The 25,864-nt window shown below is 58.3% G+C and carries 27 protein-coding genes and 1 pseudogene; 10 read left to right on the top strand and 18 right to left on the bottom strand.

What is annotated here, in order from left to right; translation table 11 throughout:
* The first annotated feature begins 45 nt into the window (after window positions 1–45).
* The 5 genes from ACR0CA_RS15875 to ACR0CA_RS15855 all read left to right on the top strand — a co-directional run bounded on the left by ACR0CA_RS15875 (window position 46) and on the right by ACR0CA_RS15855 (window position 5,581).
* On the top strand, window positions 46–1,575 hold the full coding sequence (locus ACR0CA_RS15875; RefSeq protein WP_170784865.1) for an ABC transporter ATP-binding protein: 1,530 nt from the start codon (window positions 46–48) through the stop codon (window positions 1,573–1,575).
* Between the two features lie 3 nt (window positions 1,576–1,578).
* Entirely contained in the window at window positions 1,579–2,673 is a 1,095-nt protein-coding gene (locus tag ACR0CA_RS15870; RefSeq protein WP_480900162.1) for an ABC transporter permease, read from the top strand.
* Complete coding sequence (locus ACR0CA_RS15865; protein ID WP_170789742.1) at window positions 2,673–3,641, top strand: ABC transporter permease; 969 nt, start codon at window positions 2,673–2,675, stop codon at window positions 3,639–3,641. The genes ACR0CA_RS15870 and ACR0CA_RS15865 overlap by 1 nt, the downstream gene beginning before the upstream one ends.
* Window positions 3,642–3,890: 249 nt before the next feature.
* Entirely contained in the window at window positions 3,891–4,811 is a 921-nt protein-coding gene (locus ACR0CA_RS15860; protein WP_170772506.1) for a sulfite exporter TauE/SafE family protein, read from the top strand.
* A gap of 2 nt (window positions 4,812–4,813) precedes the next feature.
* Window positions 4,814–5,581 (top strand): TIGR02186 family protein, encoded by a 768-nt coding sequence (locus tag ACR0CA_RS15855; protein ID WP_170772508.1) that lies wholly within the window; start codon window positions 4,814–4,816, stop codon window positions 5,579–5,581.
* Between the two features lies 1 nt (window position 5,582).
* Here ACR0CA_RS15855 and ACR0CA_RS15850 read toward each other — a convergent pair whose 3' ends face one another.
* The 7 genes from ACR0CA_RS15850 to ACR0CA_RS15820 all read right to left on the bottom strand — a co-directional run bounded on the left by ACR0CA_RS15850 (window position 5,583) and on the right by ACR0CA_RS15820 (window position 12,493).
* Window positions 5,583–6,311: an SDR family oxidoreductase gene (locus ACR0CA_RS15850; protein ID WP_480900159.1), complete on the bottom strand. Its 729-nt coding sequence runs from the start codon at window positions 6,309–6,311 to the stop codon at window positions 5,583–5,585.
* Window positions 6,308–7,840 carry an ATP-dependent DNA helicase gene (locus tag ACR0CA_RS15845; protein ID WP_480900157.1) on the bottom strand — a complete coding sequence of 511 codons (1,533 nt, stop codon included), beginning with the start codon at window positions 7,838–7,840 and terminating at the stop codon, window positions 6,308–6,310. The genes ACR0CA_RS15850 and ACR0CA_RS15845 overlap by 4 nt, the downstream gene beginning before the upstream one ends.
* Window positions 7,841–7,900: 60 nt before the next feature.
* Window positions 7,901–8,539, bottom strand: coding sequence for an acyl-homoserine-lactone synthase (locus ACR0CA_RS15840; protein ID WP_480900155.1), 639 nt, complete (start codon window positions 8,537–8,539; stop codon window positions 7,901–7,903).
* A gap of 82 nt (window positions 8,540–8,621) precedes the next feature.
* A complete protein-coding gene (locus tag ACR0CA_RS15835) occupies window positions 8,622–9,341 on the bottom strand; it encodes a helix-turn-helix transcriptional regulator (protein WP_480900153.1) in 720 nt (239 codons plus the stop codon).
* Window positions 9,280–9,498: a hypothetical protein gene (locus ACR0CA_RS15830; RefSeq protein WP_170784701.1), complete on the bottom strand. Its 219-nt coding sequence runs from the start codon at window positions 9,496–9,498 to the stop codon at window positions 9,280–9,282. Before ACR0CA_RS15830 ends, ACR0CA_RS15835 begins: the two co-directional genes overlap by 62 nt.
* A 207-nt stretch (window positions 9,499–9,705) precedes the next feature.
* A complete protein-coding gene (gene ccrA, locus ACR0CA_RS15825) occupies window positions 9,706–10,992 on the bottom strand; it encodes a crotonyl-CoA carboxylase/reductase (protein ID WP_170772516.1) in 1,287 nt (428 codons plus the stop codon).
* Between the two features lie 112 nt (window positions 10,993–11,104).
* Entirely contained in the window at window positions 11,105–12,493 is a 1,389-nt protein-coding gene (locus ACR0CA_RS15820; RefSeq protein ID WP_480900151.1) for a 1-acyl-sn-glycerol-3-phosphate acyltransferase, read from the bottom strand.
* A 141-nt stretch (window positions 12,494–12,634) separates the two neighbouring features.
* Between ACR0CA_RS15820 and ACR0CA_RS15815 the strand changes: the two are divergent.
* The 3 genes and pseudogenes from ACR0CA_RS15815 to deoD form a co-directional block, all read left to right on the top strand.
* Window positions 12,635–14,602, top strand: a pseudogene (locus ACR0CA_RS15815) (methylmalonyl-CoA mutase family protein); the annotation flags it as partial.
* Between the two features lie 127 nt (window positions 14,603–14,729).
* Entirely contained in the window at window positions 14,730–15,047 is a 318-nt protein-coding gene (locus tag ACR0CA_RS15810) for an H-NS histone family protein (RefSeq protein ID WP_170784883.1), read from the top strand.
* Window positions 15,048–15,063: 16 nt separating this feature from the next.
* Window positions 15,064–15,774, top strand: a complete 711-nt coding sequence (gene deoD / locus ACR0CA_RS15805) for a purine-nucleoside phosphorylase (protein ID WP_480900149.1) — start codon at window positions 15,064–15,066, stop codon at window positions 15,772–15,774.
* Window positions 15,775–16,014: 240 nt separating this feature from the next.
* Here deoD and ACR0CA_RS15800 read toward each other — a convergent pair whose 3' ends face one another.
* Both ACR0CA_RS15800 and ACR0CA_RS15795 read right to left on the bottom strand, forming a co-directional pair.
* Window positions 16,015–16,161 (bottom strand): hypothetical protein, encoded by a 147-nt coding sequence (locus ACR0CA_RS15800; protein WP_480900147.1) that lies wholly within the window; start codon window positions 16,159–16,161, stop codon window positions 16,015–16,017.
* A gap of 132 nt (window positions 16,162–16,293) precedes the next feature.
* On the bottom strand, window positions 16,294–17,073 hold the full coding sequence (locus ACR0CA_RS15795; protein ID WP_170772528.1) for a succinate dehydrogenase iron-sulfur subunit: 780 nt from the start codon (window positions 17,071–17,073) through the stop codon (window positions 16,294–16,296).
* 412 nt (window positions 17,074–17,485) lie between these two features.
* On the opposite strand from ACR0CA_RS15795, the gene ACR0CA_RS15790 reads away from it, so the two are divergent.
* The gene (locus tag ACR0CA_RS15790; RefSeq protein WP_480900145.1) at window positions 17,486–18,301 is read left to right on the top strand and encodes a glycosyltransferase; all 816 of its coding nucleotides are present in this window, start codon (window positions 17,486–17,488) and stop codon (window positions 18,299–18,301) included.
* A 62-nt stretch (window positions 18,302–18,363) separates the two neighbouring features.
* Here ACR0CA_RS15790 and sdhA read toward each other — a convergent pair whose 3' ends face one another.
* The 8 genes from sdhA to ACR0CA_RS15750 all read right to left on the bottom strand — a co-directional run bounded on the left by sdhA (window position 18,364) and on the right by ACR0CA_RS15750 (window position 24,524).
* A complete protein-coding gene (gene sdhA, locus ACR0CA_RS15785; RefSeq protein ID WP_170772531.1) occupies window positions 18,364–20,169 on the bottom strand; it encodes a succinate dehydrogenase flavoprotein subunit in 1,806 nt (601 codons plus the stop codon).
* A gap of 18 nt (window positions 20,170–20,187) precedes the next feature.
* Window positions 20,188–20,559: a succinate dehydrogenase, hydrophobic membrane anchor protein gene (gene sdhD, locus ACR0CA_RS15780; RefSeq protein WP_170772533.1), complete on the bottom strand. Its 372-nt coding sequence runs from the start codon at window positions 20,557–20,559 to the stop codon at window positions 20,188–20,190.
* Between the two features lie 12 nt (window positions 20,560–20,571).
* Window positions 20,572–20,958, bottom strand: coding sequence for a succinate dehydrogenase, cytochrome b556 subunit (gene sdhC, locus ACR0CA_RS15775; protein ID WP_170772535.1), 387 nt, complete (start codon window positions 20,956–20,958; stop codon window positions 20,572–20,574).
* 187 nt (window positions 20,959–21,145) lie between these two features.
* Window positions 21,146–21,805, bottom strand: a complete 660-nt coding sequence (locus ACR0CA_RS15770; protein WP_170789731.1) for a DUF1194 domain-containing protein — start codon at window positions 21,803–21,805, stop codon at window positions 21,146–21,148.
* A gap of 55 nt (window positions 21,806–21,860) precedes the next feature.
* Window positions 21,861–22,889, bottom strand: a complete 1,029-nt coding sequence (locus ACR0CA_RS15765; protein WP_480900142.1) for a MaoC family dehydratase — start codon at window positions 22,887–22,889, stop codon at window positions 21,861–21,863.
* Window positions 22,889–23,095, bottom strand: a complete 207-nt coding sequence (locus ACR0CA_RS15760; protein ID WP_170751789.1) for a DUF1737 domain-containing protein — start codon at window positions 23,093–23,095, stop codon at window positions 22,889–22,891. The genes ACR0CA_RS15765 and ACR0CA_RS15760 overlap by 1 nt, the downstream gene beginning before the upstream one ends.
* 10 nt (window positions 23,096–23,105) lie before the next feature.
* Window positions 23,106–23,660 (bottom strand): NnrU family protein, encoded by a 555-nt coding sequence (locus ACR0CA_RS15755; RefSeq protein ID WP_480900139.1) that lies wholly within the window; start codon window positions 23,658–23,660, stop codon window positions 23,106–23,108.
* A gap of 6 nt (window positions 23,661–23,666) precedes the next feature.
* Window positions 23,667–24,524 (bottom strand): HpcH/HpaI aldolase/citrate lyase family protein, encoded by an 858-nt coding sequence (locus ACR0CA_RS15750; protein ID WP_480900137.1) that lies wholly within the window; start codon window positions 24,522–24,524, stop codon window positions 23,667–23,669.
* A 171-nt stretch (window positions 24,525–24,695) separates the two neighbouring features.
* Between ACR0CA_RS15750 and ACR0CA_RS15745 the strand changes: the two genes are divergently transcribed.
* Window positions 24,696–24,995: a hypothetical protein gene (locus ACR0CA_RS15745; protein WP_480504493.1), complete on the top strand. Its 300-nt coding sequence runs from the start codon at window positions 24,696–24,698 to the stop codon at window positions 24,993–24,995.
* On the opposite strand, the gene ACR0CA_RS15740 is transcribed toward ACR0CA_RS15745, so the two are convergent.
* Complete coding sequence (locus ACR0CA_RS15740) at window positions 24,992–25,747, bottom strand: sulfite exporter TauE/SafE family protein (RefSeq protein ID WP_480900135.1); 756 nt, start codon at window positions 25,745–25,747, stop codon at window positions 24,992–24,994. The genes ACR0CA_RS15745 and ACR0CA_RS15740 overlap by 4 nt on opposite strands.
* Between the last annotated feature and the right edge of the window lie 117 nt (window positions 25,748–25,864).

Raw genomic sequence — 25,864 nt, 5'->3', positions numbered from 1 at the left:
CCTGCCGCGCGCCATGCGGCCTTTTCGGCAATCTGAGGACAAGACATGAGCGTCCCCGCCATTGAGCTTAAGGGCATTTCCAAAGCCTTTGGGCCGGTTCAGGCCAACAAAGATATCTCGATCAGCGTCACTCCCGGTACGATCCATGGGATCATCGGCGAAAACGGCGCGGGCAAATCCACGCTGATGAGCATCCTCTACGGCTTTTACAAGGCCGATAAGGGCGAGATCTGGATCAACGGTACCAAGACCGACATCCCGGACAGCCAAGCCGCGATTGCAGCGGGCATCGGGATGGTGTTCCAGCATTTCAAGCTAGTGGAAAACTTCACCGTTCTGGAAAACATCGTTCTGGGCGCCGAGGACGGAGGGCTGCTGGCCCCCTCGCTGTCCAAAGCGCGTAAAGAACTGAAAGCGCTGGAAGAAGAATACGAGCTGTTCGTCGACCCCGACAAGCGTATCGACGAGATCGGCGTGGGCATGCAGCAGCGTGTCGAAATTCTCAAAGCACTGTATCGCAAGGCCGAAATTCTGATTCTGGACGAACCCACCGGGGTTCTGACCCCGGCCGAGGCCGATCAGCTGTTCCGCATCCTCGACCGGCTGCGGTCCGAGGGCAAGACGATCATCGTGATCACCCACAAGCTGCGCGAGATCATGGAAAACACCGACACCGTCTCGGTCATGCGGCGTGGTGAGATGACGGCCACAGTCAAAACCGCCGATACCAACCCGCAGGAACTGGCCGAGCTTATGGTTGGGCGCAAAGTGCTGTTGCAGGTTGATAAACTGCCCGCAAAACCCGGCCAGCCCGTGCTTGAGATTGAAAATCTGAGTGTCACCGATGGTGCGGGTGTCGAGCGGGTCAAAGGCATCGACCTGACCGTCCGCGCGGGTGAAATCGTGGGGATAGCTGGGGTTGCCGGAAATGGTCAGTCTGAACTGCTTGAGGTTCTAGGCGGGATGCGTCCGGGTCAGGGCACGATCCGCCTGAACGGCGCGCCCTTGGTGCTAAGCGGGGCGGGCTCGGATGGTCAAACCCGCCGTGCGCAAGGCATTGCGCATGTACCCGAGGACCGCCAGCGCGAAGGTCTGATCATGGACTTTCACGCGTGGGAGAACGTGGCCTTCGGCTATCACCGCGACCCGGCCTACAAGCGGGGGCTGTTCATGGACAACTCCGCCCTGCGCGCTGATACAGAGGCCAAGATGGAAAAGTTCGACGTCCGCCCGCCCGATGGCTGGCTTGCGGCCAAGAACTTCTCGGGCGGGAACCAGCAAAAGATCGTCGTCGCGCGCGAGATCGAGCGGAACCCCGATCTGTTGCTCGTCGGTCAACCCACCCGCGGCGTGGATATTGGCGCGATCGAGTTCATTCACAAACAGATCGTCGCTCTGCGCGATCAGGGCAAGGCGATCTTGCTGGTCTCGGTCGAGCTGGAAGAGATCTTCTCGCTGTCCGACCGGATTGCGGTGATGTTTGACGGACATATCATGGGCGAACGCCTGCCCCATGAGACGGATGAAAAAGAGCTGGGCCTGCTGATGGCCGGTGTTGCGGGAAAGGCCGCGTGAAGCATGGATAAAATGCCCAAATGGGCCGATGTCGTTCTGATCCCGCTGATCAGTCTGGTACTGGCCGCAATCCTCTCGGCGCTGGTGATCCTCGCCATAGGTGAAAACCCTATCGAGGCCGTGAACCTGATGGTCACCGGCGCGCTGGGGTCGACCTATGGCTGGGGCTATACGCTATATTACGCGACCAATTTCATGTTCACTGGTCTGGCCGTAGCCGTGGCATTTCACGCGCGTCTGTTCAACATCGGCGGTGAAGGTCAGGCCATGCTGGGCGGTTTGGGCGTCGCCATGGTGTGCCTCTACATTGACTGGCCACACTGGAGTATTGCCCTGCTGGCCGCCTGTGTCGGATCCGCCCTGTTCGGTGCCATGTGGGCGGCAATCCCCGCCTACCTGCAAGCCAAGCGCGGCAGCCACATCGTAATCACCACGATCATGTTCAACTTCATCGCGGCAGCTTTCCTGAACTATATGCTGGTCAACGTGATGCGCCCGCAGGGCTCGCAAGACCCGGCAACCGCGCGTTTCCCCGAAGCGGTGCATCTGCCAACATTCCAGTCCATGTTCTCAACCGCCGAGAATGCTCTGTTCCGGGGCGCGCCCGCGAATATCTCGTTCTTCGTGGCCTTGCTGGCCTGTGTCGCGGTCTGGGCGCTGATCTGGCGCACGCGGCTAGGTTATGAAATCCGCGCCTATGGCCATTCGGAAACCGGGGCCGTCTATGCCGGGATTTCCCCGGTGCGCATTACCATCATCGCCATGCTGGTCTCGGGCGGATTGGCCGGAATGATGGCCATCAACAACGTCATGGGCGAGGCAGAGCGTCTGGTCCTGAACTCGACCGAGGGCGCAGGTTTCATCGGCATCGCCGTGGCGCTGATGGGGCGGTCGCACCCGTTCGGGGTGTTCCTTGCCGCGATCCTGTTCGGGTTTCTCTATCAGGGCGGTGCAGAACTTGCGCTGTGGACCTCGATCCCGCGTGAGCTGATCGTGGTGATTCAGGCGCTTGTGATCCTGTTCACCGGAGCGTTGGACAACATGGTACGGATGCCGCTTGAAAAGCTGTTCCTGAGCCTGCGGAAAGGAGCGCAGTGATGGAGGCCTTCGTAACTCTTATCCAAGTCCTCGATTCGACAATTCGACTGGCAACGCCGCTGCTGCTGGCCTGTCTGGCGGGGCTCTATTCGGAACGCGCGGGCATCTTTGACATCGGGCTTGAGGGCAAGATGCTCATGTCCGCCTTCTTCTCGGCCGCCGTGGCCGCTGTGACCGGCTCGGTCTGGCTGGGCCTTCTGGCTGGGATCGGGGCTTCACTGATCCTGTCGGCCCTGCATGGCGTTGCTTCGATCACGTTCCGGGGCAATCAGCTGATCTCGGGCGTGGCGATCAACTTCCTAGCCTCGGGGATGACAGTTCTGGTCGCACAAAGTTGGTTCCAGCAGGGCGGGCGAACCCCGTCCCTTTTCGGCGGGGGCCGGTTCGAGCCGATCAACTTCCCCTTTGCCGACGCGTTGAGCAGTGTGCCTATCATTGGGCCAATATATTCCGAGTTACTTTCAGGGCACTCGATCCTCGTCTACGTCGCTTTCCTGATGGTGCCGCTGACGTGGTGGATTCTGTACCGCACCCGTTTTGGCCTGCGTTTGCGGGCCGTGGGCGAAAACCCGGCCGCCGTTGATACGGCCGGGGTCTCGGTCGTGGGACTGCGCTTTGCTGCCGTGGCCATTTGCGGTGTTCTGTGCGGGATCGCGGGCGCCTATCTGGCGACCGCCCTGCAAGCCGGCTTCGTCAAAGAAATGACCGCCGGTCGCGGGTTCATCGCACTAGCCGCGCTGATCTTTGCCAAGTGGCGGCCCTGGCACGCGATGGGTGCCTGTCTGCTATTCGGCCTGCTTCAGGCAATTGCGCTGCGGTTCCAGAATATCGACCTTGGCGGTGTCATCATCCCTGTACAGGTCATGGACGCGCTGCCTTATATCCTGACCGTGGTCATTCTGGCCGGGTTCGTCGGCAAGGCTGTACCGCCCCGCGCGGGTGGCGAACCCTACGTGAAAGAGCGCTGATAGGTCCAGTTTCAGGATTCCTTTCAGTCCTTTTTGCTGCAGAGCGGCATGTAGAGTTGATTTTACATGCCGCACCCGCTCTAAAGAGGTATGCGAGTGTTTCCTGTGATAGCTGTCCTTGGAAAAAAGCCCACTGTGGCCGGGTTTCTGCGGATTGCCTTAGCGGGTCACAACCGGCTTCCGTCATTTTCTGTTGAAACGAGCTTTGCGGCGTTGAACGGCGCATCTGGCCTCAAGTACTAGTTTATCATGCAGATTTACCTTCCCATTGCCGAAGTTTCCGTCAACGCCTTTCTGCTGCTGGGACTCGGGGGCATGGTCGGGATTCTATCCGGCATGTTCGGTGTCGGTGGCGGGTTTCTGATGACGCCGCTGCTGTTCTTCATAGGCATCCCCCCAGCTGTCGCAGTGGCGACCGAAGCAAACCAGATCGTCGCCTCGTCCTTTTCCGGGGTGTTGGCTCATTTCAGGCGAAAGACCGTCGACCTCAAAATGGGGACTGTTTTGCTGACGGGGGGCTTAATGGGCGCGGCCCTTGGGGTGGTGGTATTCAACTACCTCAAAAGCCTCGGTCAGGTCGATCTGCTGGTCACACTGTGCTACGTCGTATTTCTGGGCGTAGTCGGCAGCCTGATGTTTATCGAAAGCCTGAATGCGCTGCGCAAGTCTAAAAAAGGCGGGGCCGCGCCCGCAGCGCGCCGTCAGCGCGGCTGGGTCCACGCGATGCCGTTCAAGATGCGCTTTCGCACGTCCGGCCTTTATATCTCGGTTATTCCGCCGGTTCTGGTCGGCCTGTGCGTGGGCGTTTTGTCCGCCATCATGGGCGTGGGCGGCGGGTTCATCATGGTGCCCGCGATGATCTATCTGCTGGGAATGCCGACAAAGGTGGTTGTTGGCACCTCGCTGTTCCAAATCATCTTCGTCACGGCCTTCACCACGATGTTGCACGCAACCACGAACTACACGGTCGATATCGTGCTGGCTGTCCTACTGCTAGTGGGCGGTGTTGTCGGGGCGCAGATCGGGACCGTGATTGGCGCGCGTATGCCGGCTGAGCAGCTTCGGGTTCTGCTGGCCGCGCTGGTTTTGGTGGTGTGCGGTAAACTGGCGCTGGACCTGCTACTGGAACCGTCCGAGCTGTATTCGCTTGGCGCGGAAGGGGGGCATTGATCATGCTGAAACGGCTGATCCTGTTACTTGCCCTCTGCACCACTCCGGCTTTGGCCGAAGAAGAATCCGTAGTGCTTGGCCTCAGCCAGGACCGCGTTGCAATCACTGCAACCTTCGACGGGTCCGAGATACTGATTTTTGGTGCCGTCAAACGCGAAACACCGATCCCGGACGGCCCTCCGCTTGAGGTGATCGTCGCCGTGGCCGGGCCGTCCAGCCCCGTAACTGTCCGGCGGAAAGAGCGTAAGCTGGGCATCTGGGTCAACACCGACAGCGTTCTGGTCGACCTCGCCCCCAGCTTTTACGCCGTGGCCACAAGCGGGCCACTGAAGGAAATCCTATCGGATACCGAGGATCTGAGATACCGCGTCTCGATCGAACGAGCCATCCGCTCGGTCGGAGCCGCTATGCACATCAAGGGCGCGCAGGATTTTGCGGATGCCGTAGTGCGTATTCGCGAGGATGAAGGCCTCTATTCGATCCGCGAAAACACCGTGGCGGTGGATGAGCAAACCTTGTTCAGAACCTCGATCGCCATGCCCGCTGACCTGACTGAGGGCGACTATGCCGCGCGAATCTTCCTGACCCGAGGTCGCGAAGTGATCTCTGAGTTCGAAACAACGATTGACGTGCGCAAGGTTGGGTTAGAGCGGTTCCTCTACAACATGTCCCGCCAACAACCGGTGTGGTACGGGCTTATGTCGCTGGTCATCGCTATTGCCGCTGGTTGGGGCGCCTCCACGGCCTTCCGCCTGCTGCGCGAAAACTGATCTAGCCGCGCCCGATATAGGGCATCGTCGTGGCCATTACCGTCATGAACTGCACATTCGCTTCGGGCGGCAAAGACGCCATGTGCAGCACGGACCGGGCTGCATCCTCAACATCCATCGTGGAATCCGGCTGCTGCCCCGCAGCAACGGCGCTGTCGACCAGTCCCTGCACCATCTGCGTTCGCGCGTTGCCGATGTCGATTTGACCGCAGGCAATGCCAAAGTCGCGCCCATCCAGCGACAGGCTGCGTGTCAGCCCCGTGATCGCGTGTTTGGTCGCCGAATAATGCACCGAATTCGCCCTGGGGACATAAGCGGCAATCGACCCGTTGTTGATGATCCGGCCGCCTTGCGGCGACTGGTGTCGCATGATCCGAAAGGCTTCGCGAGCGCACAGGAACATGCCGTTCAAGTTCACGTTGACGCTTTGGTACCAGTCGTCCAACGCGATCTCATCAATTGTACCACCGGGGGCAAAGATGCCCGCGTTGTTGAACAAGACATCCAGCCTGTCTGCCCGGTTCGAAAACGTCCGAAAAGCCCGCGCGACCGCGACCGGATCCGTCACATCTGCCGCCAGCGCGATCGCCTTGGAATGTTGTTGCGCTATTTCACTCAGCTTTTCGGCGCTACGGGCCAACAGGCCGACTGTCCAGCCGTTGTTCAGAAACAGCTCGGCTGTGGCGCGCCCTATGCCCGAGCTTGCGCCGGTTACGATGATCGTCTTCATGTCTCTTCCGCCTCCAATGTCAGCGAGGCCGCCGGAACCGCCCGCAAGTCATCAATGCGTAACGGATAGGTCGGCTTTGCCAGACGATTGCGCACGACCCAGATCAACCGCTCTTGCGCGCGCGTGATCGCCACATAAGCCAGACGTTTCCACAAAGGCTGCCCGGCCTCAGTCCGGCCCATCCGAGCGGCGGCATAGATATCCGGTGCAAAGACCTGCACTGTGTCCCATTGCGACCCCTGCGCCTTGTGGATAGTCACGGCCGCCCCATGCAGAAAGGTCGCGCCCATGCGGGCGGCATAGGGGATGAACGGCTCTTCCTCATCCGGCATTTCGATTTTAACGATCGAGGCCGCGCTGACCTGCGGGTCTTCGGCCCCCATGACATGCAGGCGCGAAAAACCCGGCTTGCGACCCGGCCCCAGATAAACAACCTGCGCCCCTTTGATCAGCCCGCGCGCCTCAAGGTCCAGGCGCTTCTTTCGATGCTTCAAGGGCAGTTCGATCCCGTCGCAGATCAATGGCTCACCTTCCAGCAATTCAGTGTCCGGTGCGCCATGCACATGTCGAAATGCCTGAATCAAACGAATGCGGGTCGCATTGCGCCAGACCAAAACCGGGCTACGGGCCATCAGATCAACCTCGACCCGCTGCCCCCACACGACGCGGTCATCCCGCCGGGCCGTGTGTTCGACCAGACGTTCGAAATCTTCAAATCCCATTGCTGGATCGGCCAGCGCATGGGCCAGATCCAAAATGGGATTGTCTGCCGTCTGGCGATGCACCCGGTGCAGGATTTGTTTTCGCGGCTCGGGCAGACCGTCAAACACCATGCTGCCCGATTGATTGACCGGAGCGAGCTGCGCCGGATCGCCAAACAGCAACAACGTTGGAAAAATCTCCTGCAGGTCCTCGAACTGTCGGTCGTCCAACATCGAGGCTTCGTCCACGAACCCGATATCCAAGGGCTCTTCCCGTCGCTTCCAACCTGTGATGAAGTCCGACCCACGTAGCCCCGCCGCCGCCAAAGCACCCGGAATGGATTTGTTGTTTTCATAAAACGCGGCGGCACGGTCCAATGCCTCGTCCGTCAACCCTTCGATTTCGGGGCGTTCGTCGTTTCCGGCCAGCCACTCGGCAATCCGCTCATATTCGGGGTCATAGACCGGCGTGTAGAGAATACGGTGGATCGTGGTCGCAGGAACGCCGCGCAACCGCAACACACTGGCCGCCTTGTTGGTGGGCGCTAGAATAGCAAGGCTGCGTTTGTCCCGCGCCTTGCGGCTTTCAAAATCGCCCGAGACGATCTGAACGCCAGTTTCAGCCAGCGCCTTGTAAAGCTCGGCCAACAGCAGCGTCTTGCCCGACCCAGCCTTTCCGATCACCGCCATCACACCGGATTTGCCATTGCCCGGCAGTTTCAGAAGGGCATCGTCATCCAGATCAACGCCTGCCGACCTCAACATCTCGGCGATGTTGTCATAAGCAGCGGCTTGGTCGTCCGAGAAGGTCACTAAGGGCGTAGACATGGCGCGACCCTACAAGGCCGCGCCCGCCATCACCAGATGCGGTTTCCGGTTTTCAACAGCTTATGCCGACAGAGCAAACCGATGCTGCCGACCGGTGCCAAATGCGGTCTTGAACCAAAGGCGCGACAGCTCACGCGGGATACCGGCGCGCTCGGCCACGCGGGAACAATCCTGTGGCGAATAAGGCCACAGCCCGACCGAGATCTGATCCCGCCCTTTCCCTTCCGAGCCCAGCACGACCGGAGACGAACCGATCATCCGGTAAATCCGAATCATGCGCGCATCAAACACGCCTGCGATATGTGTCAGACCGAAACCTTCCATGATCTCGCCCCCGCTCAGCATGATGGCACCGGCGGTATGCGGGCTGGCGGCGCGCGACAGGCAAAACCGCGTCACCTCCCAGATCAGAGGGCTGTTGATCGGCTCGCCCCCGGTCAGGTGGCCGAACACCTCGTTCACCATGACCCGCCCGGTGGTCGGAAGCACCCGCATCGAGCCCCCATGGCTGCCGTCTTCCTCTTCCCAGATGACGTAAAGCGGGTTCAGATCGTCATATTGATCCCGCTCATATCCATTTTCATCGACCTTCACATCCCAGCCCAGCCGGGTTTTGAACTGGTCCGCCCGGTCACGGAACATCCCGTAAGCGAGGGCTGGAAACATATGTAGTTCGTCCGCAAACAAATAGCGCAACATGACTTTTCCCCTTGTCGTCCTGTGCAAGAACGAAAGGGGTACAGAGCCATGGTTAAATTACGGTTCGAGGTGCGTGCGGCCGTTAAACGACGATTAATCCCCGGCTGAGCGCTGTCGCGATCGCGTGGGTGGTATTCTGCGCCCCAAGCTTGGCGCGGGCGCTTTCGATATAGACTCGCAGCGTGTGTTCCGAGATCGATAAGGAATGCGCGACCTGCGCGCGACTATAGCCCAGCGCCAGAAGGGTCATCGCATCCACCTCGCGCGGGGACAGGCTACGCGGCGCATCGGGCTGGCGGTCGCTTTCAAACTCCAGCGCTTTTCGGTTGAAATAATGCGCAATCAGGATCAGCTCACGCCCATGGGTATCGATGAAAGCTTTCCAACTGGCGTCGTCGCAGGTGTGGTTTACGGTGAACAGCGCAAACTGGCCGTTCGGGCCCCGGATCGGGATCGAATAGCCCTGGTTGCCTACCCCGTGCTCCAACGCGTCCTGCAGGAAATTCTTCGCCACCTTGCCGGACCAGTCCAGAGATTTCCAATCCACAGGATGAAAGCGCTGAAAGCATCCCAGGATGACGGGGTCGATACGGTGGTAATTCCGCTCGAGATATCTTTCGGCCCAGGCATCGGGATAGGTCGTATACCCGTACTGGTCCCCGGCCCCGTCGACCCAATGATAGATCAGATGCTCGATGTGCAATCGGTCGCGTAATCCAAGGGCGACCGCACCCAATTCATCAAGCGTGCTGGTGTTTTCCAAGTCCTCCAGGACCTGAGCCATATCCAGATCTGTTCCCATTCGCGGGCGTCCGAGCCTCATCCTTCAAGGACGCAATCTCGGCCGCTGCGATCAGCTTGGTGTCATCCAACTGCTCAGCAAGCGCGGTCAAACCGTTCTCAACCGCAAAGGCGTTGAGATCCGACAAAACGTCCAGTATCCACTCATTTTTCGCCATCTAAAGTCGCTCCGAAACGGTTAACGAAGGGTTAACACAACCATAACATGTGCAGTGTTTTTTAGGCTATTCACTGGTTTCTACTCCCCAAAAATAGCGGGGCCGGGTTCTGCAAGTCGTTGAAAAGGATCACCCGCGCCTAAAACGCAGTGCGCCCGCGAACCGGATCAACGATTCGCGGGCGCGATTTCTGATAGAGCAGGTCGGTTATCCGCGTGCGTCCAGAACCTCTTCCAGAGTCCGCATGCCAGTGCGCGGTGCCTGAACCAGAACCGACATGTTACCCGGTTTATGTTCGTTGCGCATCATTTTCATGTGGGCTTCGGGCAGCTCGTTCCACGCAAAGACTTCAGACATGCAAGGGTCCAGACGACGTTCGACCATCAGTTGGTTCGCAGCGGACGCCTGTTTCAGGTGCGCGAAGTGCGAACCTTGCAGGCGCTTCTGGTGCATCCACATGTAACGCACGTCGAAGGTCAGGTTATAGCCGGTTGTTCCGGCGCAGATCACGACCATACCGCCCTTTTTTACAACGAAGGTCGAGACAGGGAAGGTGCTTTCGCCGGGGTGTTCGAACACCATGTCGACATTCACACCCTTACCGGTGATGTCCCAGATGGCCTTGCCGAATTTACGGGCCTCTTTGAACCACTCGGCATATTCCGGGGTGTTGACGGTAGGCAACTGACCCCAGCAGTTGAAATCTTTGCGATTCAGAACGCCCTTTGCGCCCAGACCCATCACGAAATCACGCTTGCTTTCATCCGAGATCACACCGATCGCATTTGCGCCCGCCGTATTGATCAGCTGGATCGCATAAGACCCCAGACCACCCGAAGCGCCCCAAACCAAAACGTTCTGACCGGGTTTCAGGTCATGCGGCTCGTGACCGAAAAGCATCCGGTATGCGGTGGCCAGTGTCAGCGTATAGCAGGCGCTTTCTTCCCAGGTCAGGTGCTTGGGGCGCGGCATCAACTGCTGCGCTTGGACATTGGTGAACTGGGCAAAAGACCCGTCCGGTGTCTCATAGCCCCAGATACGCTGGCTGTCGGAGTACATCGGATCGCCGCCATTGCAGGCTTCGTCGTCGCCGTCGTCCTGATTGCAATGGATCACGACCTCATCACCCACTTTCCAGCGGCGTACTTTGTCGCCCACGGCCCAGACGATGCCCGAAGCATCCGAACCCGCGATATGGAACGGTTGACCGTGACCGTCAAACGGGCTGATCGGTTTGCCCAACGACGCCCAAACGCCGTTATAATTCACACCTGCCGCCATCACCAGAACCAGCACCTCGTGGCTGTCCAGCTTGGGCACATCGACCACTTCCAGCTGCATGGCCGTGTCCGGCTCGCCATGGCGCTCCTTGCGGATTGCCCACGCGTACATCTTCTTGGGTACAAACCCCATCGGAGGGATCTCACCCATTTCATAGAGGTCTTTTTCCGGCGCGTCGTAGGTCGCGATACCGCTTTCGGTGTCCAAAGCCATGTTGGCCTCCTTCCATCTCAATGTTTGCCGCGATGCAGAATCGCAGGCCTTACCAGATGAAATATTGGGCCCTGAGAAATATTGCAACCAATTTTGTATCTATTTTGTAATTTTATGACCCAGCGGATGCAGAAATTCTCTTTGCGAGCGCAGCATCTCCGAACTCCACATCACCCGGAACCGAGGCCGCATAATACTCCAGCAGGTCAACCCTTTGACCAGATTGGGATATTTTCCCGTCCACTTGTTTCAGAATCCGCCTTTGGACAAGTTGATCCAAAGCTTGGGTGATTGCAGCCTCACTCGGGTCGGTCAAAGTTCCGTCACGTCGCATGGCCTGCGCGACAAGGCTGCGCACATCATCCTCCAGCAACTCAGTTCGGTCTTGGATCAGCTTGCAGATCGCAGGCAGCGGCACCAACGGGATTGCATCCTTGATACGTCCCATCAAAGCACGAGCGAGGTCAGTCATGACGTCTTGTTCATGTTCGGCCCGGAAATCCTTCAACGAAATGGGCCGGCCATAGCGCACCGACGCCAGACCAAAGCGCGTATAGCGCCCGATCAGTCGGCGGCCGATCTGCTTCAGAATCCACCCGGTGATCACTCCGATCCGAGCCCGAAACCGCCTCTCACTCCCAAGTGCAGCCTTGGTCAAGATTGTGTCCTCAAGCACCCGGTCATAATTCAGCGCAACAGGAACAAACACCACGTCCTTGCCGACCGGCTTGGTTCCGTCCAGTATGTATTTCAACAGACCAAGCTTGGGGCGCCCTAAGGCACCGGTCAGACTAAGCCCCCCTTCAGGGAACATGGCCTGCGTCACCCCCGCTTCGGTCGCGTGTCGCACGTAACAAGCCAGTACCTGCCGGTACAGCTCACTGCCCGATCTTCGCCGGATAAAGTAGGCCCCCATGGCCCGGATCAAGCGGCTGAGTGGCCAAACTCGTGCCCATTCCCCCACCGCGTAAGACAGCGCTGAATGTTGCGCGGCCAGATATGTGACCAGCACGTAATCCATGTTGCTGCGGTGGTTCATCACGAACACAACGGTCGCATCCGGGTCGATAGTCTTGATTGCCTCTTCATCCTGATAGCTGAGCCGCACGTCATAGAACGCATTGCTCAGCATCCGCGCCAACCTTATGGCGATGCTGAAATAGGCTACGGCTGAAAAGGAGGGCACGATTTCACGCGCATAGCGGCGGGCCATTTCGAAGGCCACCGCCTCGGGCACCCCGGTTTCGCGGGCATGGTCTTGCACAGCCTGCCCCACCTGCGGGTCGTAGATCAGACGTTGGATCATGTCGTGCCGCTCGGCCAGCTTGAACGGTTGGATCGGGCGTTGCAGGCGGGTGTTCAGGCGTTTGACTGCGCGTTCAAGACGACGGCGAAAGAACCACCGCACCGAAGGGAACAGGAAATGCGAAGCAAATGTGACCGCGGCAAATACCAGGATCAGCAAAAACAGCCAAAGCGGAAGCTCCACGGTCTCAGTCATGCGCGCACCCTGACAGCAAACGTTGCGTCCTACAATCACAAGAACCACATATGCCGCAACGCAGCGAATTGACATATCCCAAAAATTGCGATTTAGAGGCTTCGTGAGTAATTTTATTGCCCAGGAAAGACACGAGGCCCAGCTATGACGCAGATGCAGAAAGATCGCCCCTGGCTCATCCGAACCTATGCCGGTCATTCCACGGCACAGGCGTCAAACGCGCTGTATCGCGGCAATCTGGCCAAAGGTCAGACCGGCCTTTCGGTCGCTTTCGATCTGCCGACTCAGACGGGGTATGACAGCGACCACACTTTGGCGCGCGGCGAAGTCGGCAAGGTCGGCGTGCCGATCAGTCACTTGGGCGACATGCGGGTTCTGTTCGACCAGATTCCGTTGGAACAGATGAATACCTCGATGACCATCAACGCGACCGCACCATGGTTGCTGGCGCTGTATATCGCCGTGGCCGAAGAACAAGGCGCGGATGTGTCCAAGTTGCAGGGCACGGTTCAGAACGATCTGATCAAGGAATACCTGAGCCGCGGCACCTATGTGTGCCCGCCGAAACCGTCGCTGAAGATGATCGCGGATGTGGCCGAGTACTGCTATACCAACGTACCGAAATGGAACCCCATGAACGTGTGTTCCTACCACCTGCAAGAGGCTGGCGCGACACCCGAACAGGAACTGGCTTATGCGCTGGCCACCGCCATCGCCGTGTTGGACGAGCTGCGCCCGCGCGTACCGGCCGAAGATTTCCCCGCGCTCTGTGGTCGGATATCGTTCTTTGTGAACGCGGGCATCCGTTTCGTGACCGAGATGTGCAAGATGCGGGCCTTTGTGGATCTTTGGGATGAGATTCTGAAAGACCGTTACGGTGTAGAAGACCCCAAATTCCGCCGCTTCCGCTATGGCGTGCAGGTGAACTCGCTTGGCCTGACCGAGCAACAACCGGAAAACAACGTCTATCGCATCCTGATCGAGATGCTGGCCGTGACCCTGTCGAAGAAAGCCCGCGCACGCGCAGTTCAGCTGCCTGCGTGGAACGAGGCGTTGGGCCTGCCGCGCCCCTGGGATCAGCAATGGTCCATGCGGATGCAACAGATTCTGGCCTATGAGACCGACCTGCTGGAATATGGCGACTTGTTCGACGGCAACCCTGCTGTCGATGCCAAGGTTGAAGACCTAAAGGAAGGTGCACGCGCAGAACTGGCCAACCTGGATTCGATGGGCGGTGCGGTCGCCTCGATCGAATACATGAAATCCCGCTTGGTGGATTCAAATGCCGAACGCTTGAACCGGATCGAACGAAATGAGACCGTCGTGGTCGGCGTGAACAAATGGACCGAGGGCGAGCCCTCGCCGCTGCAAACCGAAGATGGCGGCATCATGGTAGTTGATCCGGCTGTCGAGCAGGAACAGATCAACCGCCTGAACGAGTGGCGGTCCGAGCGTGACGACGTCGCAGTCTCCGCAGCGCTCGCGGCTTTGCGCGAAGCGGCGCAGACCGGTGCCAATGTCATGGAGCCTTCGATCGCAGCCGCCAAGGCGGGCGTCACCACTGGTGAATGGGCCGAAGAGATGCGCAAGGTCTACGGCACCTACCGCGGACCCACTGGTGTGTCAGGGTCGGTCTCGAACAAAACCGAAGGGCTGGACGAATTGCGCGCCGCTGTGGATGCGGTCAGCGACAAGCTGGGGCGTCGTCTGAAATTCCTGGTCGGCAAGCCGGGGCTGGACGGCCATTCCAACGGCGCAGAACAGATCGCCTTCCGCGCGCGCGATTGCGGCATGGACATCAGCTATGAAGGCATCCGCCTGACGCCCGAGGAAATCGTCAACGCCGCTATCGAAGACAAGGCACATGTGATCGGTCTATCAATCCTGTCGGGCAGCCATATTCCGCTGGTCGAGGACGTCATGACGCGCCTGAACGCGGCCGGATTGGACGTGCCTGTGATCGTAGGCGGCATCATCCCGGATGACGACGCCGAGAAATTGAAAGCGATGGGTGTTTCCGAAATCTACACACCCAAAAATTTCGAACTGAATGCGATTATGGGTGACATCGTGACTCTGGTCGATCCGCAAAATCTGGCGGCGCAATAACAGTTCTGTTTCTTTCTGGATTCTCAATTTCTATTCCTTGAGAAAAGGGATAGATAATGCCTGTCATTGGAATTCCGGTTTGGCTTTGACACCATCCGGAATTCGATTCGAATACAAGGGAAATCAGATGGGAACCAATCTGGAAAACATGTCGCGCAAAGAGCTGATCGCCCTGCGCGAAAATGTTGATAAGGCGTTGAAAAAAGCAGAGAAAAGAGAGCGGCAAGAAGCTCTGAAAGCTGCTGAAAAAGCAGCGGCGGAATACGGGTTTTCGCTGGCTGAATTGTCAGATGGCGGTTCTGTGACTGGAAAACAAGCCAAATCCAAAGCGAAATATCGCAATCCTTCTTCGCCCGATCAAACCTGGTCCGGGCGCGGCCGAAAACCGCAATGGGTGCATGATGCGCTGAATTCCGGCGCCAATATGGCTGATTTGGAAATCTGATTGGAATTGACCTGACATGACAATTCATATTGGCGCTGAAAAAGGCGAAATCGCAGAAACGGTATTGTTGCCCGGCGATCCCTATCGGGCAAAATGGGCCGCCGAGACCTTTTTAGACAACGCAAAACAGGTCAACAATGTGCGCGGCATGTTGGGTTTCACCGGCACGTGGAAAGGTAACCCGGTTACGATTCAGGGCAGCGGCATGGGCATGCCCTCACTGTCGATCTACGTGAACGAATTGATCCGTGACTACGACGCAAAAACTCTGATCCGCATCGGTTCGTGCGGCGGAATGCAGGACAGCGTCAATATCCGCGACGTGATTTTGGCGATGACGTCGACCACACTCAGCACGCCTTCGCGGGGCATCATGAAAGAGCTGAATTTTGCCCCCTGTGCCGATTGGGGCCTGTTGCAAGCAGCGGCGCAGGCTGCGGCTGCCAAAGGCACGCCGACCCATGTGGGCGGCATCTATTCGTCGGACGTGTTCTATGACGAACGGCCCGATCTGAACGAACAGATGGTGCGCCACGGCATTCTGGGCGTCGAGATGGAAGCCGCCGAGCTTTATATTCTGGCCGCGCGCCATAAATGCCGCGCGCTGGCGGTGCTGACAGTTTCTGATCACTTGTTGACCGGTGAGGCGCTCCCCTCGTCCGAGCGGGAAAGCAGCTTTGGCGACATGGTCGAAATTGCCTTGCAGGCCGCGTTTCATGAGACCTGAATCCAGACGGATCTACCGTCACTCTCGTCCCTTGAAGCATGCGGTAGGAGAGGTCTCGCCCTCCTGCCGCGCGCCGCAAAAAGCGCAAGTCCAAATCCCTTCTTTGCGGTGCTGACGCCAACGGCAATCACGCGTCAGAGTCGTTGTGCGGGATCGCCAGAACAGATAGGCGAAGACTCCGGCAGCAAGCAAAAGCAACAGAATGGGCATGGCCTTCCATCGCCCATTCCGATCGGCGGATCAAGCCGCGTTTGCGTATTCAAATAACTCTGGTTCATGCTGCTCTTGGGTCGAGTTCGGCTCGGGCATGTAGTAGGCCCACGCCTGATCCAGCAACTCCAGTGCTTTTGCCGCAGCGGCTTGTTTTTCTGGGGGTTTTTTTTCCATCGGAGCGATCCCTAATTGGTTCAATCACTCCTCCCTGACCAGACTATAAGCCCGATCAGCACCCTTCGCAGTGCATGATTTTGCAATCTTGCCATGCGCTTACCGCAAGGCGGCAAAGCATGGCAGCGCGGGTCAAACCGCGCGTTCGACCATCATCTTTTTGATTTCGGCAATCGCTTTGGCCGGGTTCAGACCCTTGGGGCAGGTCTTGGCACAGTTCATGATCGTGTGGCAACGATACAGCTTGAACGGATCTTCCAACTCATCCAAGCGCTCACCCGTTGCCTCATCGCGGCTGTCGATGATCCAGCGATATGCGTGCAGCAACGCGGCGGGTCCAAGATAACGGTCACCATTCCACCAGTAGCTGGGGCACGAGGTCGAGCAGCTTGCGCACATCACGCATTCATACAGGCCATCCAGTTTTTTGCGATCTTCGATGGACTGCTTCCATTCCTTCGCCGGGCGGTTGGTCTTGGTTTCCAGCCACGGCATAATGCTGGCATGCTGAGCATAGAAATGCGTCAGATCAGGGATCAGGTCCTTGACCACGGGCATATGGGGCAGCGGGTAAATCTTCACGTCGCCCTTGATCTCATCCATGCCATAGATACAGGCCAGTGTGTTGATCCCGTCGATATTCATCGCGCAGGATCCGCAAATACCTTCGCGGCAGGACCGGCGGAAGGTCAGCGTCGGATCAATCTCATTCTTGATCTTGATCAGCGCGTCCAAAACCATCGGGCCGCAGCTGTCCATATCGACGAAATAGGTATCCACCCGAGGGTTCTGACCATCATCCGGGTTCCAGCGATAGATCTGAAACTTGCGCACATTGGTCGCGCCATCCGGCTTGGGCCAGGTTTTACCGGTGGTGATCCGGGAATTCTTTGGCAGGGTGAGTTGTACCATTTCCGACCTCGCTAAATTCCTGCCTGTTGATACACTTTGAGAGGCGGAAAGCCAACCTTTTCGCCTTGAAAACAGTCAATAAAATTAGGCATTTTCGCCTTTACAAACTGATTTTGCGCGGGAAACGTGCAAGAAGTGAAATGGCTTGGAATTCCAGCAGGTGCAAACCCGAAAAATGCCGACAAACGTCGCAAATATTCCTTTCGGGACAAAGAACCCGTATCAGAAAATGATGTATTCCGCCTGCGGGCCGGAATTCAATCTGACCACATCTAAGAACGTGGAGTTTTCAGAATTTGCACACCCTGATTTTCAGGAAGAAAACAGGATTCTCCACCTACATTGGGATGATAGGCTGTTTCGAGAATCAGGCGAGGATGATGCGCTAAAATTCCAGCAGGCGCGCGCGCACTTGGACCGGTTCAAGCAAAACGGTGGCCGCTTGATCTGGACCATCCACAACCAACAGGCCCACAGCCATGGTGACGCCAACGACCTATTTTCCGAAAACCGCCGTGCCCTGACGAAAATGGCGGATTTGATCCACGTTCACACGCCTCATGCATGGGCCTATATGATATCCGAATACGGGGCCGAGTCTGAAAAACTGCGCCTGATCCCGCATCCCAGCTATCTGGGAGTTTATGAACATGCCGAAGTCTCAATGGCCCGTCCCCTCGCACCCCGCCAGATCACGCGTTTTCTGACCTTCGGCGCCATGCGCGGCAATCGTGAGTTGGAACGGCTTCACCTCGCGGCCCGTAAACTCACCAATCGAGGGCACGCGTTTCACGTCTCGATCGCCGGGCGTGTATTTCGAAAGGGCCGCCGATTGGCGCGTCGACTGGATGGCATCGCCAATGTTTCGGTCATTGCCGATCGCATACCCGACAGCGAAATACCTCAGCTATTTTCGCAGGCCCATGTCTATGTGCTACCATCGACAACCACCTTCACCTCGGGCACGGCGATGTTGGCGCAAACCTTCGGCTTGCCAATAGTCGGACCCGACATCGAGGCGCATAAACAAACCACACCCGAGACCTGCCACGATCTGCTTTACCCTGCGCAAAACCCCCGCGGGTTGATCCGTATGATGATGCGTATGATGGAGATGTCTGACGCGGAACTGAATGAGAAACGGCTTGCCTGTTTCGAATTCGCCGTCCAACGCGATCCGATGCGTGTCTCGGGATTGTTAAAGAATGCGTTGTCAGAACTTGTTTGATCCGCACACGCGCCAAATAAAAAAGCCACCCCAATCCGGGATGGCTTTGACAGATCAACCGATCAGAAGGTCCGCGCCTTCGGAGCGATTTTCTTAAGGCTGATGCCGCCTTCGGCTTCGGTCGTCAGCGGGTCCGCAATCACAGGGCGATAGCTGAGCTCGACCTTGTTGCCCTCGACCCGGCTAACGGTGTGAACGCGCCAGTTCTCATCATCGCGCTCGGCAAAGTCCTCATGGGCGTGGGCACCACGAGATTCCTTACGCGCTTCGGCTCCGACGATCGTCGCCAATGCGCTCGGCATCAGGTTGCCCAGTTCCAGCGTCTCCATCAGGTCGCTGTTCCAGACCAGCGAGCGGTCGGTGACTTTCAGATCGTCCATCTTGGCTGCAATGGCCGTCATCTTTTCGACGCCTTCAGCCATGGTCTTGGCGGTACGGAATACTGCCGCGTCAGCCTGCATGGTTTTCTGCATCTCAAGTCGCAGGTCGGCGGTCGGGATCGAACCATTGGCGTTGCGTGCCGCATCGAACCGGTCAAACGCCTTATCGACCGACGCCTGATTCAGTACCGGATTCGCAGCCTCGGCATCTACAACCTTACCGGCCCGGATCGCGGCCGCGCGGCCAAAGACCACAAGGTCGATCAAAGAGTTCGAGCCCAAGCGGTTTGCCCCATGAACCGAGGCACATCCGGCCTCACCGACAGCCATCAGACCGGGAACCACGGCGGTTGGGTTATCGGCAGTGGGGTTCAGAACCTCACCCCAGTAGTTCGTTGGAATGCCACCCATGTTGTAGTGAACCGTTGGCAGAACCGGAATCGGTTCCTTGGTCACGTCGACACCGGCGAAAATCTTGGCCGACTCTGAGATGCCCGGCAGGCGTTCTGCCAGTGCCTCGGCAGGCAGGTGCGACAGGTTCAGGTGGATGTGATCCCCTTCTCCACCCACTCCGCGCCCTTCGCGGATTTCCATGGTCATCGACCGGCTGACATAGTCACGGGGCGCAAGGTCTTTGTACTGGGGCGCGTAGCGCTCCATGAACCGCTCACCTTCCGAGTTGGTCAGGTATCCGCCCTCGCCCCGAGCACCTTCGGTGATCAGGCAGCCCGAGCCGTAGATACCGGTCGGGTGGAACTGCACGAATTCCATATCCTGCAGGGCCAGGCCCGCGCGGGCGACCATGCCACCGCCGTCACCGGTGCAGGTATGGGCTGATGTGGCGCTGAAATAGGCGCGCCCATAGCCGCCGGTCGCCAGTACAACCATCTTGGCGTTGAAGACATGCATCGTACCGTCGTCCAGCTTCCAGCAGACGACGCCCTGACACTGCCCGTCCTCGGACATGATCAAGTCGATGGCGAAATATTCGATGTAGAACTCGGCGTTGTTCTTCAGCGATTGCCCGTACAGTGTATGCAGGATCGCGTGGCCGGTCCGGTCAGCAGCCGCACAGGTACGCTGTACTGCGGGTCCTTCGCCGAATTCAGTGGTGTGGCCGCCGAAGGGACGCTGATAGATCTTGCCTTCTTCGGTCCGACTGAACGGCACACCATAATGTTCCAGCTCGTATACTGCCTTGGGGGCCTCACGCGCCAAGTATTCCATCGCGTCGGTATCGCCCAACCAGTCAGAGCCTTTGACGGTGTCATACATGTGCCACTGCCAATGGTCCGGCCCCATGTTCGACAGTGATGCTGCGATGCCACCCTGCGCCGCAACCGTGTGCGAGCGGGTCGGGAAAACCTTGGTCACGCAGGCGGTGCGCAGCCCTTGTTCGGCCATGCCCAAGGTGGCCCGCAGACCCGCCCCACCGGCGCCGACAACGACCACGTCATATTCATGCGTTTCGTATTCGTATGCAGCCATTTCTTTCAGCTCCGGGAATTAGAGGGCAATGCGGGCGATGGCGAACAGGCCCGCCGCAGCCGCGCCATAGGACAGGCAGGTTGTCAGGATGATCAGGACCTTCTCGGTCGTGCCGTGGGCATAATCCTCAAGCATCACCTGTGCGCCTTCGGCGAAGTGTTTCATACCGATCACCAATGTCAGCGCCGCAACAATCGCCGGGAACGGGCGCGAATAATAGTCCAGGACCACATCGTAGGGCTGCCCCAACACGGGACCAAAGGTGAAGATGAACAGCGGAACAAGGATCAGCAAAGCCACCGAGCTGACCTTCATCCGCCAGAAATGGGCTGTGCCCGCTTTGGCCGATCCCAGGCCAGTTGCGCGTTTGCGGTCTGTCAAATAACGCATGGTTGGCCTCCTTTAAGCAACGATAATCAGGGTCAGAAGGGTCAGGACAACCGATCCGCCAACTACAGCCCAACCCAATTTAGTAGCAGTGGGAATATCCAGGCCCATCGCGTTGTCCCAAATCAGATGCCGAATACCGGCCAGCGTGTGATACCACAGCCCCCACAAAGACAGCGCCATGACCAGATCGCCCAAAACCGACGTCAGCCACCAGTTCGCGCGCTCGAATGCCTCGGGCGAGGTCGCAGCGGCCAGAAACCACCAGACGATCAGCAAAGCAGCCACGATCATGGCGTTCCCGGTGATGCGTGTCAGGATGGATGTGACCGAGGTCAATTGCGGACGATAGATCGACAGATGCGGAGAAAGCGGGCGATTGCCCCGATTAACATCGGCCATGGCGGCTCCTTTTCGGTTGGCTACCGAACGTTTTACTGGTTTTTGCGACACTGTCACGTGCTGCACATGCAAAAAAGCCGCAAATTGACGCAATATGGCAGATATCGGCAAGTTGTGATCACGCAAAATAATGACGTGATCACAAAATTAATCACGCGCTCGGAATGTTAGCGCCCGAGCCTCGAATCTATTCCAATCCAGCGGTTTGCTGCGTCACCTCGCGCAGCAGTTTTTTGCGGATGCGCTCGGGGTAATCTTCGAACCCGGCGGCCGACACCACAAAGGCACCTTCACCCACGATTACGTTTTCGAAGAAATATGCCGTAAGGTCGGGTTCGCTTTCTTCGATGGCAATGGCATTCACAGTGACGCCGCGGCGGCGCAGGGTCTCGTGAATTTCGGTCGGCTCAACCCCTTCATTGGAAATTCCATCACCCGAGATGTCGATCAAATGCCGCTTGCAGGTGGCAACCTCGTCAAAATTCACCAGAGTCATCTCAAGTGCTTCTCCGATAGCTGTCGAGAAGTTGCGCCAGACCCGAGGATCAGCACCCACCTGATCAGCAAACCGGTCGAGGGTTTCGAAGCTGTCGATTTTGGTCCAGGGGATGGTTATTCTTTGCCGCGACGCGCCGGTCCACTGAACCAGCATCAGGCGCGCGTTTCCGCGCACCAAAGCTTCTGAGACGATGGGATCCCGCAATCCTTCCGCCAGCCCGTCCATCTGGATACGGTATTCCGACGAATCGACCGAACCCGAGACATCCACCGCAAGCGCCAATGCCAAATCACACGCCCAGGCGGGCGGCGAAAGCAGAATGCAGGCAGCTAAGGATCGAAGCAACATGCGCGCAGCCTAGCACGATTGTGCCGAGCTGCGATCACATGAATGTGCGCACGGATCAGATTGGCATCAGCGCCCAATAATCGAGGTCTAAAAGCACGCCCGGCATGTATCGGCCGTCCTCATTTTTCAATTCAAATGGTTCGCCGCCTTTCGTAGCAACCAAACGCAGGCGGATGGCACCTACACCCGGCACACCGGTTTCGGCCTTGTCCAGAACCTCGGACCAGGCCTTGATCGTGTCACCCGCGAAACACGGGTTGGCGTGCGCACCGCCGTTCAGACCCACGATCATCTGCGCGTTGGCCAGGCCATTGAACGACAACGCCCGAGCCATCGAGATCACGTGCCCGCCATAGATCAGTCGCCCCTCGGGGCGGAAGGTCAGGTCGAAATGCACTTTGGCGGTGTTCTGCCAAAGGCGGGTGGCCAGCATATGCTCGGCCTCTTCTATGGTGACACCGTCCACGTGGTCGATCTTTTCGCCGATCTCATAATCGCCCCAGCGATGCGCCTCACCGGCTTGGGCAAAATCGTAGTTCGAGAAATTCAAACCCTGCGGAATGACCAGATCACTTGGCTCCAACGCCTTTTTCAACTGCGGCACAACCGCTTCGGGCGCGGGGGCGGACAGGCCTGATTTGCGCACCATCACCCAGCGGACATACTCCATGACTGCCTCGTCGCGCTGGTTCAGGCCACGGGTGCGTACGTAAACCACCCCGGTCTTCCCGTTCGAATTCTGCTTGATCCCAATCACTTCGGATTCCGACCGCAACGTGTCACCGGCATAGACCGGCTTCAGCCAGCGCCCCTCGGCATAGCCCAGATTGGCCACCGCATTCAGCGATACATCCGGCACTGTCTTGCCGAACACCACGTGGAAGGCCGCCAGATCATCCAGCGGGCTTTGCGGCAGGCCAGAGGCTCGGGCAAACTCATCCGAAGAATACAGCGCATGACGCGCTGGATAGAGCGCGTGATACATCGCGCGCTCACCATCGGTTACGGTGCGCGGCACCGCATGCTGCAGCACCTGCCCGACGGAATAGTCCTCGAAAAAGCGGCCTGAGTTGGTTTTTGCCATTATTGTTGTCCCAGTTTCATATCGGGTGAATAGTCGGCCGCGACCTCTTTGGTTACAGCCTGCGCACAGCGCATCACGTTATTGGCGGCGTCAAAGGCATATGACGGGTCGCCATACAGCTCCCACCCTTTGGCCAGCGCGTCGGACACTTTGTGGCAAAAGGCCGAGGTGTCCTCTTCGGTCAGCAGACGATAGAGTTTTGCCATCTTGTTCCCCTCACGATCCGAACGGCGATGGGCCGACCAGCCCATGGATATAGCCGATGAAACCCAGCAGAACGATCGAGGCCACAAAGAACATCGCGTCTTTGCCGTAATTCCCGGGATCGCCGGGGGTCCAGTCAAGTTCGGACTTGTTGATCACGATCACTTCGACCACGGCCCAGGCCAGCAATCCGCCGAACAGGATGATCGAGGCCAGATCGCCATTCACCAGCAGATGCGCAAAGGCCCACAGCTTGAACCCGCCTAGCATCGGATGGCGCAGCTTGTTCAGAAGGCGGCCTTTCTTGGGTGCGGGGCTCATCAGGAAGATGGCAATCAGCACCAGCAGGTTGTTGACGTGGATCAGGAATGTGGGCGGCGCCCAGACATAGATGAAATCGGTCATGCGATAGCCGAAGATCATCAGCAAAATCGCCGCCACCAGCGCCAGTGCCACCGCACCTTTGCCGCCATCGCCCATGGCCGCCCGCCGTGCGGGCGCGACGCGCTTGAACAGATGTGCGGCCCACCAAAGCGCCACACCAAGGATCAGAAGAACGAAGCCCATGCTGGCTTACCCCGCTTGCAAAGCTGAAATCGCCTCTGCTTTTGCCAGAATTTCGCGGGCGGTTGCAACGTGCAGGTTCTCAACAATTTTGCCATCCACGACAGCAACGCCTTGCCCTTGCGCCTCGACCTCTTCAAAAGCAGCGATCTGACGTTGGGCCAAGTCGATTTCCGCATCCGAGGGCGCATAGGCGGCGTTCGTGATCTCGACCTGAGCGGGGTGGATCAGCGTCTTGCCGTCAAAGCCCATATCGCGGCCTTGCGTGCATTCTGCGGCCAGACCTTCGTCATCCTTAAAGGCATTGTAGACACCATCCACGATGATCAGCCCCTCGGCCTTGGCGGCCAACAGGCACAGGCCCAGCGAGGTCATCAGCGGCAAGCGGTCGGGGCGGAACCGGGTCTGCAACTCCTTGGCCAAGTCGTTGGTGCCCATTACGAAACCCGCCATCAGCGGATGTGCGGCGATATCGGCCGCGTTCAGCATCCCACGCGGGGTCTCCATCATCGCCCAGATCGGGATATCGCCGGTGATCGCAGCCAGCGCGTCTACATCAGCGGCCGAGTTCACCTTAGGCAGCAAAACCACGTCGGCATCCATGTCCCGCACGGCCTCGGCATCGGCGCGACCCCATTCGGTGTCCAGCCCGTTTATGCGCACGATCTTGACCCGCGCGCCGTACCCGCCTGCGGCCAGAGCAGCCTTGAGCGTTTCACGCGCGTTCTCTTTTTCATCCGCTGCAACTGCATCCTCCAGATCAAAGATGATCGCGTCGACCGGCAAGGTGCGTGCCTTGTCCAGCGCCCGATCACGCGAGCCGGGGATATACAGTACAGAGCGATAGGGGCGCTGACGGGGGTCCATTGGCCTCTCCAAAAAGAAATAAAGTTGCGCAGAATGGGGCATTTTTTTTCGGAAAGTTCAAGAGCAAAATCGCCGCATCGCAGCATTCGCGACGCAACGTGCGTTGGTTTAACCGGATTTCGGTGCCTGGCCCGCACCCTTTAAGACAGATGGAATCGAAAGGGTACAAGGATGAAGAAGACGCTGTTCACGATGACAATTGGGCTGGGAATCATGGTTCTGGCCGCCCAGCAGGTACAGGCTCGAACCTGCGCCCCGCGCGAAGACGTGGTCAAACGGCTAACCGAAACCTATGGCGAGACCCGGCAGGTTATCGGCATCGCGCGTCAGGGTGCGGTGATGGAGGTCTACGCCTCTGCCGCAAGCGGCAGTTGGACGATCACTGTCACACTGCCGGACGGGGTAACCTGCCTGATCGCGTCCGGTCAGTCCTATGAGGATATGGCCGAGGCGCTGCCGCCCAACATCTAGGTAAGCGCGTCCCAGATCAGTTTGCCGCCTGTCAGGGTCAGCAGGACGTAAGCGATGCCAAAGAACAGGCGCTCGGACATCATGAAATGTGCCCGGACGCCCAACCACGCGCCAAGAATGGCGAAAGGGGTCAGTAGTAAATCCGCCAGCGCGGTGTGCCAGGTGAACAGGCCCAAATAGGCGAAGGGCACAAATTTCGCCGCGTTGATCACCCAGAAGACCAGCACGGTGCTGGCCTGAAACTCGGTCTTCGACAGGCGCTGCGACAGCAGGTAGACGGCGGCGGGTGGGCCGCCAGCATGGCTGACAAAGCTGGTGAACCCGGCCACCAGCCCCGCAAACAGCCCGGCCGAGGGCGGCAACCGGTTGGCAAATCCGCGAATCCAGCCCTTGCTTTGCGCCATATGCCAGATCACGAACCCAACCGAGATCCCTCCGATCAGCAGGCGCAACAAATCGTCATCTGTCACGCGGTACAGCCACGCGCCCAGCGCGATGCCGGGCACAGCGCCAAGGATTAACAGGCGCGAATCCGGCCAGCTCCAGCGCTTCCAATAAGGCTTCAACGTGGCAACATCGATCACCATCAGGATGGGCAACATCAGCGCCAGCGCCTGTCCCGGCGTCAGGATCAGTGCCAGAATCGATGAGGATGCAAAGGCCACACCCGACCCGAACCCGCCCTTGGAAATGCCTGCAAAGATCACCGCCGGGATCGCCACCGCAAAAAACACAAAATTCAACTCAAACATGCGGCGGTTCCGAAAAAGCGTATCTCAAAGGCCGTTTAGCGCAATCAAAGCGCCCCAGCAACGGTATGCGGTTGTATGCCGCGTCGTGAAACCCTTGCGTATTGCCGCTTTAGCGAC

Source organism: Ruegeria sp. F12 (assembly GCF_056533885.1).
This window is presented reverse-complemented; position numbering and strand designations above follow the sequence as displayed.